Annotated in this window: 18 protein-coding genes; 10 read left to right on the top strand and 8 right to left on the bottom strand. The window is 65.6% G+C overall.

The features are described 5' to 3' along the window. The 6 genes from KBY75_RS07900 to KBY75_RS07925 form a co-directional block, all read right to left on the bottom strand. Positions 1 to 2310 carry an EAL domain-containing protein gene (locus tag KBY75_RS07900; protein ID WP_255023562.1) on the bottom strand — a complete coding sequence of 770 codons (2310 nt, stop codon included), beginning with the start codon at positions 2308 to 2310 and terminating at the stop codon, positions 1 to 3. A 370-nt stretch (positions 2311 to 2680) separates the two neighbouring features. Beyond that, on the bottom strand, positions 2681 to 2896 hold the full coding sequence (locus tag KBY75_RS07905) for a DUF433 domain-containing protein (RefSeq protein ID WP_254928830.1): 216 nt from the start codon (positions 2894 to 2896) through the stop codon (positions 2681 to 2683). Between the two features lie 19 nt (positions 2897 to 2915). Further along, positions 2916 to 3179: a hypothetical protein gene (locus KBY75_RS07910; protein ID WP_255023556.1), complete on the bottom strand. Its 264-nt coding sequence runs from the start codon at positions 3177 to 3179 to the stop codon at positions 2916 to 2918. Positions 3180 to 3216: 37 nt separating this feature from the next. After that, a complete protein-coding gene (locus KBY75_RS07915) occupies positions 3217 to 3495 on the bottom strand; it encodes a cupin domain-containing protein (RefSeq protein WP_254928828.1) in 279 nt (92 codons plus the stop codon). Positions 3496 to 3692: 197 nt separating this feature from the next. Then, the gene (locus KBY75_RS07920) at positions 3693 to 3998 is read right to left on the bottom strand and encodes a hypothetical protein (protein WP_254928827.1); all 306 of its coding nucleotides are present in this window, start codon (positions 3996 to 3998) and stop codon (positions 3693 to 3695) included. 3 nt (positions 3999 to 4001) lie between these two features. Further along, positions 4002 to 4715: a C39 family peptidase gene (locus KBY75_RS07925; RefSeq protein WP_254928826.1), complete on the bottom strand. Its 714-nt coding sequence runs from the start codon at positions 4713 to 4715 to the stop codon at positions 4002 to 4004. 117 nt (positions 4716 to 4832) lie between these two features. On the opposite strand from KBY75_RS07925, the gene KBY75_RS07930 reads away from it, so the two are divergent. The 9 genes from KBY75_RS07930 to KBY75_RS07970 all read left to right on the top strand — a co-directional run bounded on the left by KBY75_RS07930 (position 4833) and on the right by KBY75_RS07970 (position 12301). After that, a complete protein-coding gene (locus tag KBY75_RS07930; RefSeq protein ID WP_254928825.1) occupies positions 4833 to 5732 on the top strand; it encodes a major capsid protein in 900 nt (299 codons plus the stop codon). 50 nt (positions 5733 to 5782) lie between these two features. Further along, a complete protein-coding gene (locus KBY75_RS07935; protein WP_255016855.1) occupies positions 5783 to 6220 on the top strand; it encodes a hypothetical protein in 438 nt (145 codons plus the stop codon). Positions 6221 to 6228: 8 nt separating this feature from the next. After that, entirely contained in the window at positions 6229 to 6972 is a 744-nt protein-coding gene (locus KBY75_RS07940) for a hypothetical protein (protein ID WP_254928823.1), read from the top strand. A gap of 15 nt (positions 6973 to 6987) precedes the next feature. Further along, positions 6988 to 7764 carry a hypothetical protein gene (locus tag KBY75_RS07945; RefSeq protein WP_254928822.1) on the top strand — a complete coding sequence of 259 codons (777 nt, stop codon included), beginning with the start codon at positions 6988 to 6990 and terminating at the stop codon, positions 7762 to 7764. A gap of 3 nt (positions 7765 to 7767) precedes the next feature. After that, positions 7768 to 8304 carry a collagen-like protein gene (locus tag KBY75_RS15330; RefSeq protein ID WP_261347304.1) on the top strand — a complete coding sequence of 179 codons (537 nt, stop codon included), beginning with the start codon at positions 7768 to 7770 and terminating at the stop codon, positions 8302 to 8304. Between the two features lie 62 nt (positions 8305 to 8366). Next, positions 8367 to 9716 (top strand): collagen-like protein, encoded by a 1350-nt coding sequence (locus KBY75_RS07955; RefSeq protein ID WP_254928821.1) that lies wholly within the window; start codon positions 8367 to 8369, stop codon positions 9714 to 9716. Further along, on the top strand, positions 9716 to 10168 hold the full coding sequence (locus tag KBY75_RS07960) for a hypothetical protein (RefSeq protein WP_254928820.1): 453 nt from the start codon (positions 9716 to 9718) through the stop codon (positions 10166 to 10168). Before KBY75_RS07955 ends, KBY75_RS07960 begins: the two co-directional genes overlap by 1 nt. Then, a complete protein-coding gene (locus KBY75_RS07965; RefSeq protein ID WP_254928819.1) occupies positions 10168 to 11055 on the top strand; it encodes a hypothetical protein in 888 nt (295 codons plus the stop codon). Before KBY75_RS07960 ends, KBY75_RS07965 begins: the two co-directional genes overlap by 1 nt. A 1-nt stretch (position 11056) precedes the next feature. Beyond that, positions 11057 to 12301: a hypothetical protein gene (locus KBY75_RS07970; protein ID WP_254928818.1), complete on the top strand. Its 1245-nt coding sequence runs from the start codon at positions 11057 to 11059 to the stop codon at positions 12299 to 12301. 8 nt (positions 12302 to 12309) lie between these two features. On the opposite strand, the gene KBY75_RS07975 is transcribed toward KBY75_RS07970, so the two are convergent. Next, positions 12310 to 13188, bottom strand: a complete 879-nt coding sequence (locus KBY75_RS07975; protein ID WP_254928817.1) for a hypothetical protein — start codon at positions 13186 to 13188, stop codon at positions 12310 to 12312. 11 nt (positions 13189 to 13199) lie between these two features. Further along, complete coding sequence (locus KBY75_RS07980) at positions 13200 to 15485, bottom strand: ATP-binding protein (protein ID WP_255016854.1); 2286 nt, start codon at positions 15483 to 15485, stop codon at positions 13200 to 13202. Positions 15486 to 15676: 191 nt separating this feature from the next. Between KBY75_RS07980 and KBY75_RS07985 the strand changes: the two genes are divergently transcribed. Continuing rightward, the gene (locus tag KBY75_RS07985; protein WP_255016852.1) at positions 15677 to 16453 is read left to right on the top strand and encodes a hypothetical protein; all 777 of its coding nucleotides are present in this window, start codon (positions 15677 to 15679) and stop codon (positions 16451 to 16453) included. Positions 16454 to 16456 lie beyond the last annotated feature (3 nt).

Genomic DNA, 16456 nt, shown 5'->3' on the forward strand with positions numbered 1-16456 from the left:
TTAAGCTGCTCCCCCAGGCTGGAGTTTTAAAGCTCGATTTACCTTCGATTCGCTTTCGATGAGTTTTTTCGCAATAACTGGATCTGGAGGATACCGTGGCGGGAAACATCCTTCACTAGCCGCCAGTTCCTCATGGCTCAGGGCGGCGGAGAAAAGGTAGCCTTGAAAATGCTCAACGCCCGCCTCGCGCAGCAGCTGGAAGAGGACTTCCTCTTCCACACCTTCCGCCACCAAGGTGAGGCGCATGTCCCGGGAGAGGGTGCACAGCAGCCGGACAATCTGGCGCGCAATGAGATCGTCGGCGGCAGACATCACGAAGGATTTGTCGATCTTGATTTCATCTGGCCTCAGCCACATCAACAGACGCAGCGAGGAGAAACCGGTGCCGAAATCGTCCAGGGCCAGCTTGCAGCCAGCGCGTCGCAGTCTCCTGAGATTGTCGGTGAGCTCGACGCTGGCCTCCACCACTGCGGATTCCGTGATTTCTAACGTCACTCCTTCTGCTGCGATGCGCTGCTGGCTGAACTCGGCAAGCAGCATTGTCCCGAATCCTTCCTGTGCCAGTTGGCTGGCACTGACATTAAGTGCCAGGGGAAGTGTTGGCTGTTTCAAGTCTTGCCGCAGCTTTTTCAGCTCCTGCAGTGTTATGGCAAGCAGCAGGCGTCCAAACTCTGGCATCAGCCGATAACGCTCCGCCAGGGCAAAGAACACATCGGGCGGCACAGCTGCAAATTCAGGGTTGCTCCAGCGCGCCAGGGCTTCGACCTTCAGCAGCTGACCTCTTGCATCGACGATTGGCTGAAATAAAATGCTGAAGCGCTCCGGGGCATGGCTGATGTCGCTCTGCAGAGCGTTGAAGAGGCGGTAGTTGTTCTGCGCATCCCGGTCGCTCTCGATGTCGAACACTGAGATGTGACGCTCATGTCTCGATTTGGCCATGACCATCGCCGAATCTGAGCGCCGGATCATTTCCTCCGCCGTGGTGCCACAGGGATCGCTGATGGCAATGCCGATGCTCAGGTTGAATTTGATGCGTTCCGGCTGGGTGCTGGCTTGAGCTCGTAATTTCTCGAGGAGCTCAAACGCGCGCCCGTGGGCATAGCTGCGGACTGCGGCCTCGTCGCGGTCATCCAGGTCCTCTGTGTTGAGAATCAGGCTGAATTCGTCCCCACCGAAACGGGCGAGGAAGTCGTCGTCGCCGATCAGGTGTCGCAATTCTTGGGCGACGTCCTTCAGCGTTCTGTCTCCGGTGCTGAGGCCATAGGTATCATTAATCTCCTTGAACTTTTCGATGTTGATGAACAGCAGGGCGAGGGGTTTGCCGATGCGGCAGCTGCGCTCGCTTTCCCACTGGAGCCTTTCGAGAAAGTAGTGGCGATTGGGCAGGCCGGTGATGGGATCCAACAGCGCCAGGGAGCGCGCCGTCTGAAGCACCATCTCGAGTCGCTCAGCCAGTCGCTCGAAGCGACCCTGCTTCGGCATGCGCTCACTCGGATCATCCTCGTGACGTCTCAACAAACATGCGAAGGCCTTGGTTTCCGACCCCTCGCCGCCGATCTGCACCTGATCCAGCAGGCTGGTGAGCTCGCGCTCTGTATTTCGCATCCGTTGGTTTACCAGGCGCTCGCCGCGAATCCTCTCCAGCTGCAGACGTCTCTGGGCGAGCATCCAGCGCATCCGCTGGGCCAGGACGAGCAGTAAACCAACCACCACCAGCCCGCTGAGAGTCAGCCATTCCTCGCGCAAGCGTTCGCCTGAAGGGGGCTGACGCACCTGCAGCTGGCGCCCACCGACCGTCCAGAGCGATGGTTGAACCGTGCGCAGCCCATCTTGAGCCGTAGGGGGGACGCCCCCGTTGAGCACCAGTTGGTCGGCGAGGCTTCGCAGGCCTGATTGCAGCTGCGTCCCATCACTGGCCGACAGCAGAGGCACCAGGTAGATGAGGCTGTGATCGCTGCGCCGCTGCATGGCGGTATCGGTGATGACCGCGATCCCGCCAACCAGTGGGCCTGCTGTGCTCGGACAGATCAGCGGAAGATGGTCGGCGTCCTGGCGCAGGCGCTCCCGGAGCACGTCATGGAGGCAACGGATCAGAAGACTTTGGCTGGTTCGCTCCTGCCGATCCACGCCTTCCAGGGCCAGCTGCTGGCCGTCAGCGTCGTAGATGGCCATCACGGCGCCACCATCGAGCAGCGCGGTGGTGCGCATCAGACGGTCCACGAAATCTGGTTGCTGTCCTTCACTGAAGGCCAGAATCTCGTCCCATGCCGCCCAATCCGAGAGTGGGCGTTTGTTGTCCCGAACCAGCACCTGCAGCAATTCCAGCTGTTCCTGCTGCTGACGTACCAGCTGCTGCTGGGTGTTCTGATGACGGCGCAACCCCTCCAGGCCGGTGATCAGTACAAGGAGCAGCGCGCTCGCCCGAAGCTTCCTCATCCAGAGAAAGCGGCGGTTCCCAGCGACCGAGCTTTCCTGCTTTAGCCAGGAGCGCAGGAGAAGCAAGATCAGCTCATAAGTGAGCTTATTCTTTACGGCAGGCTTCAGCAGGGATACCCCCAAACAGGGGTAATCACGGATTATTCAGCAGGTCAGAAGCAGGCGAGCTAGGCCTCCAATCCCCAGCCCTGTTCGTTGATCCACCGCGCTAACAGGGGCGGAAGCTGGGCATCAAGCCAAAGCTTCATCCAACCAGAACCGGGTGATCGATCTCGCGGGCGGCGTAATCCAAAGCCGCTTTGAGGTCCTCCGCCTCCAGATCCGGGAAGTCAGCCAGGATCTGCTCGCTGCTCATCCCGGCGGCGTAGAGCTCAAGGACGTCCCGCACGCGAATGCGCATCCCGCGGATGCAGGGCTTTCCGCCGCATTGCGCCGGGTTGTGGGTGATGCGGGAGCTCATGAGCTCAGGCTACGGGGATTCAAGGCGTCTGGGCCCTGGGATCAGCCGCCGCCCATGGCTCGATCCGCCTGGGCCTGGGCGCCGTGTCGATCAGCAGGTTGTGCAGCAGCTCCTTGCTACAGATCAGCAGGTGAGCCATCCACGTGCCAGTCAGCTCAGGTTCCGCCACCGCATCACCCCGGCAGCGCCCGATGGCCCGCTGGATTTCAGCCATCTCCCGGCCGATGTTGCGGACCATCGCTTCTGTGGTCTCGCGGGGTGAAGGTGGGTGCGGTGCCTGCATCAGCTCCACTCTGGCGGCCCCACTGTTGTGGCAGTGCTCAACCAAAGCGGTAGTGCTTGCGCACTGGGGCATGCACCTCCCAAGTGCAGCTCAGCCCGGCATCAAAGACCACCAGATCACCGGACTCAAAGTGCACGGGTTCGCCGCCATCCGGGGTGACCGTGACATCCCCCTCCAGCAGCAGGCAGGTCTCCTGCTCGTCGTAGGTCCAAGGGAAGGTGCTGACCTCACAGCCCCAGGTGGGCCAGCTCATCACGCCAAGGCTCTGGAGGTGAGCAGGATCCGGATTGGACGTGACCTTGATCCCGCTGGCCATGGCGGTTGGACCGTGATGAGCTGAGCCATTCTCGGCTGAGCAGCCTCTGGCAGGCTGGCGCGATGCCCTGGACGCCCTACGCCGACTGGATCTTCACGGCAGTGAGCACCACCAGCCTGCTGTTGGTGGTGTGGCTGGTGCTGCGTCCCCGTCCCTGAGGGAAGGGTCGAGCCGGCGCTCTGATGGCCGTGTCTCGCTCACTGGCTCCGGCTGGTTTTGGCCAAGGCCACACCACCCAGCAGCCCGAGCAGGGTCTGGGTGGTGGCATCAAAGGCCGTGCGCAACCGATCCAGGAAGGTCAGGCAGGCACCGTCCTGCACCAGGCCATGCAGGGAGCGGTAGCTGCAGACCGCCGTGCCAGTGAGATAGACGAGCAGTTCCGTGAGGATCACGGCGGCCAGCAGCGTGAAGAGGAACCGCTCGCGATTGAAATATCCCGGTCGAGTTCCGACGGGCCCAGCTCCGGCTGGTTGCTCCGGCCCATTCGGTGGGGCAGCTGCCATGGCTCAGGGCCGGACGCTGAGAAACCAGCCGCCAGTGCCGCCGGGCATCCAGCGGGGGTTCCAGTTCTGGAAGGAGTAGTGCTGGGCTTCGCCGTTGGTGCTGGCGGTGTAGCCCCCGCCCACCAGGGCGGCTTCTCCGTTGGGATCGTGGTGGATCCACTGGCCATCGGTGTAGCCCACCACCACCGTCCAATGGCCGCCGCCGGTGGGTGCTGAGACAGGACCCTTGTGCAGCCAGCCGGTGGCCACGGGCAGGCCAGCATCGATCTCCGCCATCAGATCGGCCGGCCCGCCGTTGGTGTGGAAATCAGCCTGCAGCCCCAGGGAGCGCAGGGCTGCTAGCTGTGCTTCTGAGCTGGTGCTGTCGCCGTACTGCGCCCGGATGGCGTTGTACTCGTCGTCGCTGCTGACCTTGCCGTGGAAGGCGGCGAGCATGGCGCAGCTGGAGGAGAAGCACTCGCGGTAGCCCTCGCCGGAGGCGTTATCCAGCTGGGAGAAGTAAGGCACCGTCAGCGGATTGCTGCTGGTAGCTTCCGGCTTGGTACGCCAGGTGGCAGTCCAGCTGGCCGATTCGACCAGGATGGAGCTGTCGGCCCGGTCGATCGCGGCCTTGAGCTCGAGCAGCGCCGCATCCTGCTGGGGGTTGGCGTGGGCTGCGCCCTTGTAGTTCGCCCAGAACTGGAGCCAGCGCTCGTTGGAAAAGCTGTCGGTGTGCATGGCAGGGAGGTCACCAGCACCTCTTGCCAGCGGCCCTCTCCGACGGCCCGCTCCGACGCTCCTTGGCCATCTGGCAATAGGGGAGGACGTTGCTGGGGCCAGGCCCCGGGAGTTGCCATGGGCCTCACGCTGATCGAGGCCGCCAAATACGAGACGCGCATTGAGCGTCTGGCGGTGATCAAGACCTTTATGGAGGGCGAGCTGCTGCGGCGGCTGCCGTTCCGCAACCTGCAGGGCGGCTCGCTCGCCTTTCCGGTGGAGCAGAAGCTGCCGCGGGTGGGCTTCCGCGCCGTGAATGAGGGCTACCGCCGCGATTACGGCGTGGTCGACAGCGGCCAGGAGTTCGTGCACCTCTTTGGTGGCGATCTGGATGTGGACCGCTCGATCGTGGATCTGCAGGGCCCCGAGGCCCGTGCCGCCCAGACCGAAATGAAGGTGCGCTCGATGCGCCTGACCCTGGAGGCGGCGATCGTCAACGGCGATGACGCCTTTGATCCGCGCGCCTTCAACGGGCTGAGCAAGCGCATCCCCACCGATCACTCGATGGCGATCAATAACGGCGGCGGTGCCCTGAGCCTCAAGAAGCTCGATGCCCTGCTCGATTCGGTAAATGCCTACGGCAGTGCGCCGGTGCTGATCACCAGCAAGGCCGGCCGGCGCCAGATCAGCTCACTGTCCCGGGAGGCCGGCGGCGATCTCTACCAGGTGATCGACGGGCGGCACTACTACCAGGAGGCCGAGATCCTGCGGGTGGACAAGGACGCCCAGGGCCAGCAGGTGCTCGGCTACGACGAAGCCGGCGGCACCACCAGCTTTTACTGCTGCACCCTCGGCGACCTCGGTGTCACTGGCTTGCAGGGCCCGTTTGAAAGCCGCTACGGCATCTCCGTGCGGGACTTCGGTGAGGTACCCGATGCACCGGTGTTCCGCACCCGCGTCGATTGGTACGTGGGCTTTGCGGTGTGTGACCCGAGTGCCGCGGGACGGCTGTTCAACATCGCCCCGATGGCGGGCTGAGGCGGCCATACCCGCGCCCTGTTTCTTCCTATTCAACCGGAGACATGACCATGACTCGCCATGCGGGCACCCCCCTGATCGATGCCGCCACCACCCTGGTGGGCTGGATCAACTACAGCGCCACCGATCCGTTTGAGCGCACCCGCGTCAGCGGTGAGGTGGTGCGGCTGAGCACGATGCTCGATGTCAGCTCCCACTTCACCCTGGTGGCCAGCCACCCGGGACACAGCGTGGCTGTGACCGTAGTGGTGGAGCTGGCGCCGGTGCTGCGCGACGGCACGATGGGTAGCTGGATCACGGCCGCCACCGTGGCGATCCCGGCTGAGGGCGGGCGGATCGAGACGATGATCGGCGGCCACGGCCTGAGCGTGGCGTCGGCTGACCTCGATGACGTGGACCTGCCGGCCCTGTGCTTTGCCCGCGCCAGTGTCAGCCCGGCGACGCCCAATGGCTGTTACGTGGGTCTGACCGCCACCGTGCCGGCTTGAGGTGCGTGATGAGCGACCTCAGCACCGATCTCCTGGCGGAGGCCAGGAAGGGCGACGGCCAGGAGGCGCCGCGCGCGCTGGTGCGGCCGGTGGTGCCCGGCAGCCCGATGGCGTTGTTTCAGCCGGCCGTGCCGATTAGTGATCCGGAGCTGCCGTTTGCGCCGCCGATTGATCCAGTGGCGGCGGAGCAGCCGCCCACCGATGCCCTGCGACCCAGTGACCCCACCGAGCTGATGGCTGTGACGACCGCTGATCCGATCCTGGAATTGCCGCCGGAGGGGATGCTGCGCATCACCAAGGGCGGCGAGAGCCGCTTCATCTGGCCGGTGCATGCCCAGGGCTGGATGGAGCTGGGCTGGACAGTGGTGCTGCCGGTGACCCCAGAGCGCCCGGTTGCGGCCGATGCCCTGGCGCCAGCGCCGACTGCGGCGTTGCCCGCCGAGCTTGCGCCGCCGGAGTCAGCGGAGCCGCTCGATGCAGCCGCTGTGCCCCTGGATCTGTTGGCTGGAGCCGGGGAGTCCGCTGAGGAGCCGATGGCTGTTCCGCTAGAGGAACAGGTGCCGGTGCTCTCGACCAGCGAGGCCGGCGGCGTTCCGGACTACGCCGGCATGACCAAGGCGCAGATCATCGACCACTGCGCCGAGGCCCATGCGGTGATGCTGGATGGCAGCCTCACCAAGGCCCAGCTGGTGGAGGAGGCCGTGCGGCTGGATGGGGAAGCCGCGTTGCTTCCGGTCAGCGACGACGTCTGAGGCGGGGGAGTCGCCATGCCCTACCCCCTCCCCGAGCCGGCCGCCGGCTATGGCGATCGGATCCGCCTGTTGCCTCCTGCGGGCTGCCCGGGAGAGGAGCAGTGGGTAGTGCCCCATGAGGTGCCGCGCTGGCTTGAGCTTGCCTACCGGCTCGGACCGGTACCGGCGGATCCGCTGGAGCTGTTCTGGCTGCCCTCACCGCCGCGCTGGAACGATCCGATCGGCAGTGCGGCGATCGAACTGCTGATCCATCCGCGCGGGCTGATCCCTCAGCCGATCCAGGTGAGCTGGGGCGACGGCCATGCCGAGAGCTTCTCCTGGTCGGCGCTGAGCCGTCAGCTGCCACGGCCCCGGCACATCTATCTGGAGCGCAGCGATCTGACGCTGCAGGTGCAGATCGGTCTGGTGCTCGGCGAGCTGGAGGTGGCGTTGCTGGGTTGCCCCGTGCCGCCGGCGCTGGTGCAGCAAGGCGCCGGTGCCATCAGTGACGGCAGCGGGGTGGTGCAACCGCTGGTGCCGGGCGATGGCATCGCCGGAGCGGTGTACGACGGCCGCCAGGCGGTGGTGTGGAAGCTGCGCCTGCACCCTGAGGGCGGGTTGGCGTTGCTGCCGAGTCCAGTGGATGGCGAACCCGCCCTGGTGGTGGTGGGCGGCAGTGGCGCTGCTAGCCGCGGCACGCGCTGGTACTCCGGCGAGGGGGCACCGCTGAGCGAGTTGTTGCTGCCTGCTCCGGCGCCGGGCGACTTCTACCTCGATCGGCTCAGCGGTCAGGTGTACGAGCTGGTGGTGTGAGTCATGGGCGTTTGGACGACAACCGGTGATCGCTTGCAGGGTCCGGCGGGACCGGCCGGGCCGCAGGGCACAGCAGGAGCTGCCGGGCCGGAGGGATCTCCCGGCGCCATGGGCCCCCAGGGTCCGGCGGGCCCCGCAGGCCCGACCGGACCACCTCTGCCGGGCTGGGATCAGTTGGTGCTGGCGGCCGATGTGCCGATCAGCGCGGCCGCCACCTATGTGACGGCGCTGAGCGCCAACTTGAACAGCGGCACCTATTTGGTGGGCGCCACGATCACGATGCGGCGCGGCGCCACCACGCTGTGGACGGGCCGGGCCCGGATCTGGAACGGCACGACGACCTACGCCAGCGGTGAGGCCACCACGGCCTCCAGCAACCCCTCATCGGTGGCGATCAGCCTGCAGTGCCTGGTGGCGCTGACGGGCACCACCACCGTGCAACTGCAGGGTTTTGCCTCAGTGGTGAGCTCAACTGTGATCGATGCCGATGTGGGCGCGGGTGCCAACACCACCCGCCTGTGGTGGTTGCAGCTGGCCTGAGCGGCCTGCCGCCTCTGCTGGCAATAGGGGAGAGCTGATCGCCTCGGCAGCAGGCAACGTCCATGGGTTGGAACGCAACCGGCAATATCCGCGGCCCCCAGGGCGCCACCGGGCCGCAGGGCTCGCCGGGGACGACCGGCCCGCAGGGCACCGCTGGACCCCAGGGCATCCAGGGCAATCCCGGTGCCCAGGGCCTGGCCGGTGCCCCCGGTGCAACAGGCCCCCAGGGTCCCCAGGGGGAAGCAGGCGCGCAGGGCATTCAGGGTCCAGCCGGCCCCAGCGGACCTGAGGGTGCCCAGGGCCCTACCGGCATCCAGGGGCCTGCCGGTACCGGCATCAACCTCAAGGGCACCGTGCCCACCGCCAGTGCTCTGCCAGTCAGCGGCATGGTCCAGGGCGATGCCTACATCGTTCAGGACGAGGGCGACACGCTCTACAGCTGGGATGAGGCCAGCAGCAGCTGGGTGAATGCCGGGGCGATCCAGGGCCCGGCAGGCCCGGCTGGAGCGGCCGGACCCCAGGGAGAAACGGGACCGGCGGGTCCCCAGGGACCCAAGGGCGATCAAGGCAGTCAGGGCATCCAGGGGAGCCAGGGCGTTCAGGGATCTGCTGGCGTTGCCGGCCCCCAGGGGAGCCAAGGTGTGCAGGGCCCCGCCGGCGCAAATGGCCTCGATGGTGAGCGGGGCACTGGTTGGTTCGTTGGCAGCGGGCCTCCACCGGCGGTGGTGGAGGGGGCCCGCGACGGCGATCTCTATCTCGACACCGTGAGCGGCGATGTCTACCAGCTGCAGCCCCTGCGGGTGGCGGACCTGCCGCCGCTGGGTTCGCTGTTCCTCGGCGGCTACTACGCCGGGGTGATCTCCCTGGCCGGTGATGGGGTGGCCAGCCATGCGCTGATCGTGGCGCCGCGGGCTAGCGGCGAGGCCGCCAAGCAGTGGAAGACCAGCACCGCCGATGACACGGGCAGCTTCAGTGTGATCGATGGGTTTGCCAATTCCGAGCTGGTCAACGACGCCAATCACCCGGCGGCGCAGTGGTGCCGCAGCTTGACGATCGGTGGTTACAGCGACTGGTACTTGCCTTCCAAGCTGGAGGTGAACCTCCTGTACTGGCACTTCAAGCCGGAGGACACCGCCGGCAACGAGGCGGAGATGGGCTACGGCACCAACCCCTATGCCGTTCCCCAGAAGGGCGACTACACCTACAGCAATCCACCGACCACCTCGGTGGTGGCGTTCCAGTACCCCAACGGAGCGCAGATGTTCGATCCGCTCGAGAGTTTCTGGAGTTCGACGGAAGCGGCTGCCAGCACCGCCGCCTCCTATGAGTTCGGCTCAGGGGTGCCGTTCAACGCCAGCAAAACCACCAGCTTCTTGGCGCGGGCGGTGCGGCGGGTTCCGGTGCTGCCCTGATGGCTTCCCCTTCTACGGGCACACCAACCAGCGGGACCGCCGGCACTTGGGTGCCGCGGATCGACACGCCGCGGCGGGTGTTGGAGCAGCAGTCCACCGCAGCGCTGACCTACCCGGCGAGCGCAGATCTGGAGTTTGTTGGATTGGGGGTGTTTGGCCAGTTTCTGGCGGTGCGCTGCAGCCAGCCGGCCTGGGTGAGCTTCTATTGCAGTGCCCAGGCCCGCGATGGGGATCGCAGCCGACCGCTGAACCAGGACCCCAGCCCGTCGGCCGGGGTGATGCTCGATCTGCTGTTTGAGCAGGCCGGTGAGCAGTTGCTGATGCCGCCGGGGGCGAGCTACTACAACGCCGCCAATCCACCCCAGCGGCGGTTGTTTGCCCTGCTGCGGCCCCAGACCCCGGGTACGGCGGTGTGTGAGCTGGACGTGACGGCGGTGGTGCTGCAGGACTGATGGCAGCGCTGTTGAGCCATCTGGCCAGCTACGACAAGGTGTACCGCTGGGATGCGGTGGCCCTACAGATCCAGGCGCTACTGGCGGACTGGCTGGCGGTGGTGAACGGCCAGCACCCGAGCGAGCCGATCACGGTGCTCAAGGGCCCAGCCGACGACGGCCTCTACTGCGGCTGGACGTTGCGGTTGCAGCAACCAGAGGGGGCGGTGATCGCCCAGTGCGTGGCAGGGAGCATCAACGCGCCGGTGAGCAGCGATGTGAACCGCATCGATGCCTGGTTTGGCTTTGAAGCCCACTACGACCCACTGGACACCACGATCGGCAGCCACGGCCTGGTGAAACAGGCCTCCGGTTCAGCCACGGCGATCACCAGTCGCCGCGGCACGATCGCCAACCTTCTGGCCTATCAGGGCAGCTACCGCACCCCGGTGGACACGGTGGTGTTCCAGGGAATGGCACCCGGCCAGGAGTACTTCGGCTGGAGCACAACTGCGTTCGACAGCAGCAGCTACCAGCACCTGCCGCTGCTGATCGCCCGCTGCCAGGCCAACCAGCGCTGGTTGCTGCTGGCGCGGATGGCCCAGACCAAATGGACGACCTTCATGGCGCTGCCGGCCCCACCGAGCAACTGCCATGTGCTGGCCAGCAGCACCCCCGACAGCGTCGAGACCCTCACCAACAGCAAGACGATCCACAGCCCGTTGCAGCTGACGACGAGCTTCGGGGCAACGGAGTTCATCGCCCAGCCGATCCGCCGTTACTGGTCGCCGCAGCTGCCGCCGGACTTTGCGCACGCGATCAAGACCACACCGTTTCAGCTGGTGGATTCAGCCGAGAGCGAGAGCCACTGGTTCAACCCCAACCGCTATCTGCAGGTGCTGATCTGAGATGGCGCTGCTGGCGGGGCTGCAAACCTGGAGCGCCATGGACTGGACGGTGAACACGGCAACGGCGGTGTTCCCCCAGCTGATGGCGGCGCTGCAGGGATTTATTGCGGCGGTGAACGCCAACCCGGGCAACGCCAACGCGCAGCTGGCCCTGCTCAAAACCCATACGTCGTCGCTGAACGGCAGCAAGCGGGGCTTCCTGCTGGAGATCGGAGGGCCGGTGGACCCCTGGTGCCTCCTATGGGCCCAGCCACCGGGGGACACCAGCACCAATGCCCTGACGATCCAGCTGCAGCGCAAACGACTCTGGAGTGACGACGGCAGCCAGGACGGCTATGGCAGCTTTGCCAACCCGTTCGCTGAACCCCTGGTGGACCTGCTGCCCAGTGACTGGGGCAGCCGGCAGGGGGCCCAGATCGTGAGCGATGGCGCCAAGGGAGGCCTGTTTGTGCTGCAGGAGCGGGCCGCTGGCCAGGAGTTCTTCCTGGCATCGATCCATGACACCAAGGTGCCGATCACCAACACCATGGGGCGCACCTGGATCCTGCTGCTGTGGCGGACAACGGCCAGCCCCTCCTGGAACGTGCTGTTTCCGGTGGCCACAGCCTGCGGTACGGCCTGGAGCAGCAGTGGCTGGTTGGATGGCCTGCAGGCTGACAGCCGGCGCTGGAACGGCGGCATCACCCTGGCTGCCCCCAACTGGGTGATCCCCAAGCTGCGCAGCATCAGCGGCAGCAGTTCCTCTGTGGGCGAGGACAGCATCCGCGTGCCACTGCCGCCACGGATCTGGCAGGGCAGCTCGGCCCACTACGTGAGTGGGGATGGCCGTGACCTCCACAACCTGGGCCGGATCAGCCAGCCCGATGGGGCCAGCCGGCTGTATCAACTGACCAAACCAGCAGTAGAGCTGTGGGTGGAGCTGGTGGATGGGGAACTGCAGCCGATGGGCGGCAGCTGGTTGTCATGGGCGAGTTGGAGCGAGTGGCGTGAGCGCACCCATGACTGCGATCTAATCCGGCGGGTGGTCCCCCAGAGCGAAACCCTGCTGGGGTTGACCTGGGACTGGAGCATCGGCGGCCACTACCCGAGCTACCTGCTCTCCCATCGGCTGGCCCGGCCATGGCTGGAGGCGGCCCTCACCAGGGAAGGCAATGCCGGTGGCGGTGGCGAGAGCGAGAGTGGTGGAGGCAACGGAGGCAGCAGCCGGCCGAGCCGCGGTGTGCTCTGGCCCCGGGGAAGTTGCTGATTTCGGCTCTACGGCTCGTCCACCAACCACCTGCGGTGGAAATCGTTCAGGTCATCAAACTGCTGGCCCACGACCCCGAGCCAGCCTCCGGACCAACTGGAGAATGCGGGAGAACCATCAAGTTCGTAAACATTCTCGGGCATGGTCCGCAGGGTGTAGATCACGTTCTGTACTCCGTACTCGTCACCGAGTTGCTTGAAGTAATCGCCTTTCAGGAGAAAGATCGGCTTGCCTTTCTGCGCCAGCAGGACGGAGGTGAACTTTCTTCCCTCTAATCGCTCGGCGTACTGAAGCAGAATTCTTGAGACGTCGGCCGGGCTTGCAGATGATGCTTCATCCACGCTGAAGACCAGAACGCCTGGATTGATCATCCATTGGTAGCTGGCGCTCGCCTTGATGCCGGAGTTTCGGTAGTCAGACGAGATGACGCTATTGAGCGGTGCCTGCAGTGAGATGAAGTTGATGCCCCACACTGTTGCCACGCCCCCCAGTGCGATAACCCCAGCTTTGATCAGGGGAGTGCGGCCTCCATTCTCAGGTGGCTTTGCCAGGTTTAGCTTTTCCTTCGCCATCTTCAGCCATGTACTGGCTTTAGCCTTGAGCTCAAGAAGTTTCTGGCCCCTCTCCTCTTTTTCTCTGGCTTTTTCTTCTGCTCTGCGCTTGACCAGGGAAGAGAGTTTGCCTTCCAGGTCTCCAAAGCGACCGGAAGTCAGTGCATCTTTTGCCTGTTGAGAAGGGATGTGCGCAAGCAGCTGGCCATCAGCTGATCGGAGGGTGATGCGCGAGTTGCCGATATGGGACTTTTCAGGGCTGGGCACGGTCACACCCTCCCGGTCCTTCAAATAAATCAAAGCGGCGGCATTGAATAGTTTCTCCTCGCCTGTCATTGCGTCAATTGCTATTCCCTAGCCCGAAGGCTATCTCTCTGGGGCTGTAGCGTCATCAACGTTGTTGGCATTGGCTTGACGCCGCGCACCGTCTTCTTCCGCGGCCGCCGCTGCGGGTAGGCCGACAGGGCTGTCTTGTGCCACTGCTGGTGTTCCTGCCGCAGGGCCAGGGGGGCGTCGATTCGGACGCCGCCGCCGAAGCTGAACAGCCAGCGGCGCAGCTCGAGATCCCTGGTAACAGTCCAGGGTGGTAGATCGATCTCCACGGGATAGAGATGGCTGCTGCCCAGAACTGACGTGCCCGGATCGCAACGCAGCACGTGGGCTGGAGATGACGGCCACCAGAGATCGCCCGGCGCCGGGTGTGACAGGCGCAGGGCGCCGGCGGAAAAGCGCTTGATCTGGCGGCGGATCACCGAGAAGGCCGCGGCGGTGGCGTGCAGCTTTACGGTGACGAGCAGGGCTTGGCGCTGCTCGGCTGTGGCGTTGCAGAGCTCCAGCTGGGCGGCGGGATCGTCACCGAAATCGAGGCTGGCGCAGACCTCCTGCAGCAGTTGGGCCCGCCGCACAGCCCGACCATGCTCGGCGCTGCTGCGGCGGCTGCCCCGCTCGATTGTCTGCAGTGCCAGCTCCTCGATGGGACGGCAACCCAGCAGGCCACTGGCGTGACCGACGGCATCGGTTTCGTAGAGCAGGAACCAGGCATTGGTATGGAAGATCAGCTGCAGCGGCCACACCCCCAGGGGAGCAGCAGGGGTGGCATGGCGGTGCTGCCCCTGCAGGACAGCCGCCAGCACGACGCGCTGGCGCTGCTGGATAGCTCCCATCAGGCGCTCGGCCTGGCGCACGTTCAGCAAGCTGGCCTGCTGGGCTTGGCCATCGCCCTGCAGAGCTCGGTTGAAGTAGCTGCGCACCGGCGTGATGGCCTCGATAGCCACACCGCTCCAAAGCAGGCGCTCGCTGAGTTCCTGGCAGATCTCTTGGCCGGTGGGATCACCGAGGTGATCGGCGTTGGCGCGCATCAGCGCCAGCACCTCCACCAGCCGAGGGATCGACAGCAGGGAGGCCCCGAGGGCATAGCCATTGCGGCGGTGGTCATTGGCACTGCGGAAGCCGTAGGGCGTCAGGACATTGGTGATGTCCTGATGCACGCGGCGCTGCTGCCAGAGCTCACCGTCGCCGCTGCGCTCAGCCAGTTGCTGGGCCAGATGGGCATGGACCGGCAACGCCGGGTTGTGATCCAGGGGGGCGTGGAGGATGTGTCGCAGCAGGGTCATCACCCGGCAGAAGCTGGCCCGATCAGCAACGCTGGCCCAGCCGCCGCTCAGCCCTGCGTTGCCGGCGCTGGTGGGTCCCGCCGGCCACGGCGGTGCCTCGAGGTCACACCACTGCTGCGTTGGATCGTTACTCCTGAGCGTCGGCTGGCGGGAGCAGAAGCCCTGCTGCTGCAGCCAGTTGAGATCGGCATCCACGGCCGCGGCATCGCCGTAACAAGGCCCGTGCAGCCTGGCCAGATAGGCCGCGGCGCGCTCGGCCAGACCGCCGGATGGCAGGGGGGTGACCAGAGCCTCCAGCGCCTGGCCGGTGAGTGCATCATTGGCCGTGAGCTCGGGGAAGCGGGTGAGTAGCTGGATCAGAAACAGCAGCCGCTCGAAGTTCAGCAACCGCGAGTAGCCATGCAGCTGGTAGCGGCTCTCGCTGTTGCGGGCGCGGCGGATGCGGCAATCGAGCCGGCCGAGTTCAGCGTTGAGGTGGGCTTCCAGCTGGCCATCGCGCTGGGAGATATGGCCCAGCTCGATGGCGACGATGGCCGCAAAACCCTCGGAGCGGCTGGGGGAGAAGGGCGTATTGGCCAGGGCCGACCACTGCTCGTGGATCACGGTGTCTGGCACCTGATGGCTGCTGCGGCAGCGGTTCCACTCCAGGCAGAGCTCCAGGGGGGTATTCACCCACCAGCCGATCCATTCCACGGGAACCGGCAGCTCCAGTGCCTGGGTGATCGCCAGCCGCCAGGGCCGGCGGGCGTGGGTGGCATCGACGATCACCGGGGCTCCACTGCGCAGAGCATCGGCAATGCGCTCGTTCATCACGGCTTCCAGCTGGGCCCAGGGGCCAAAGACGCCGCGATCACCAAAGAGCTCAATCCGCAACTCGCGGGTGGAGATGATCTGCGCCGGTGGCCGATCAGTGCTGCTGAGCAGCCGGGCCAGGATGCGAGCAACGGTGGACTTGCCGCTAGCGGCGGCACCGATCATCAGGTGGGCGCGAATCGGTGCGGAGGTGGTAGTTGGGGCCATGGCGCAATAGTCATGACCTCAGTATTCCCACGGATGCCTGTTTTGTGACCAGGCTGAATCCGGCGGCTCCAGAGCTGTATGGGGCCTCCAGGACTTGCGGCTGGGGGAGAGGTTCTTGTCACTGTCTCTGGGAATAACGCAATGGGGCCAGCCCCGTTGGAGCCTTTGAAGCCCGTTGCTCGCCCCGTCCCGTGCACCGCTGTTTCCCAACGCCGCCCGTTGGAGGCTCCGCTGGCTTAGCCGCTGCTCTCGTCGATCACGGGTTGGGGCGGGATTCAGAGCAGCGCTGGCAGCGCGTCGACAGTGGGCAGGCTCAGCTGGCGGCTGATCTGTTCCATCAGCACCTGCTGGAGGGAGTGGGCGTTGGCGCCGACTTGCCGCAGGCCTGGCGCAGCCCCCGGCAATGGGCTGAGCTGGTGCGTTGCGGAGCTGTGGACGCCGTGCTGCTGCAGACGGGGCAGGGCGAGAAGGCCTTGCAGGGCGCAAAGGGGGCGGACCAGCTGCTGGCGGGATCACTCGTGCGTGTGGATCTCGGCCGTCGCCCCCTAGTGCTGGCCTGCAAGCCCCCAGCCGCCGGGGGCCATCGCCTTCCCATTCCCCCTCTACGGCTGTTGGCACCGCCGCGAGCAGCGGCCATGGAGCTGCATCAGGCGCTGGAGGACATGCAGCTGGCGCCGCTGATGAGTTGCGCCAGCACCAGGGCCATGGAGTGGATCACTCAGCTGGAGCAGGGCGGTGTGTTGTTGCCGGTGCCGGCCGAGCTGCTGCTCCAACCGCCCTGGCAGCAGGCCCAGCTCACGGCGGTGCCGGCCTGGGAGCCGCTCTGGGAGCAGCTCGATCTGCTGGTGCCCCGCTCCCTGCTGGGATGCCCTGGGTTGAAGACCTTGGTTGAGGAGTTACGCCTGCGGATTGAGGGATGTCAATGCGCGCAACAGACCACTGACTCCTGTGCCGCTGGCAAGGGGTGAATT

This window comes from Cyanobium sp. T1G-Tous (assembly GCF_024345455.1).
In the GTDB taxonomy this organism is placed as follows: Bacteria; Cyanobacteriota; Cyanobacteriia; order PCC-6307; family Cyanobiaceae; genus Cyanobium_A.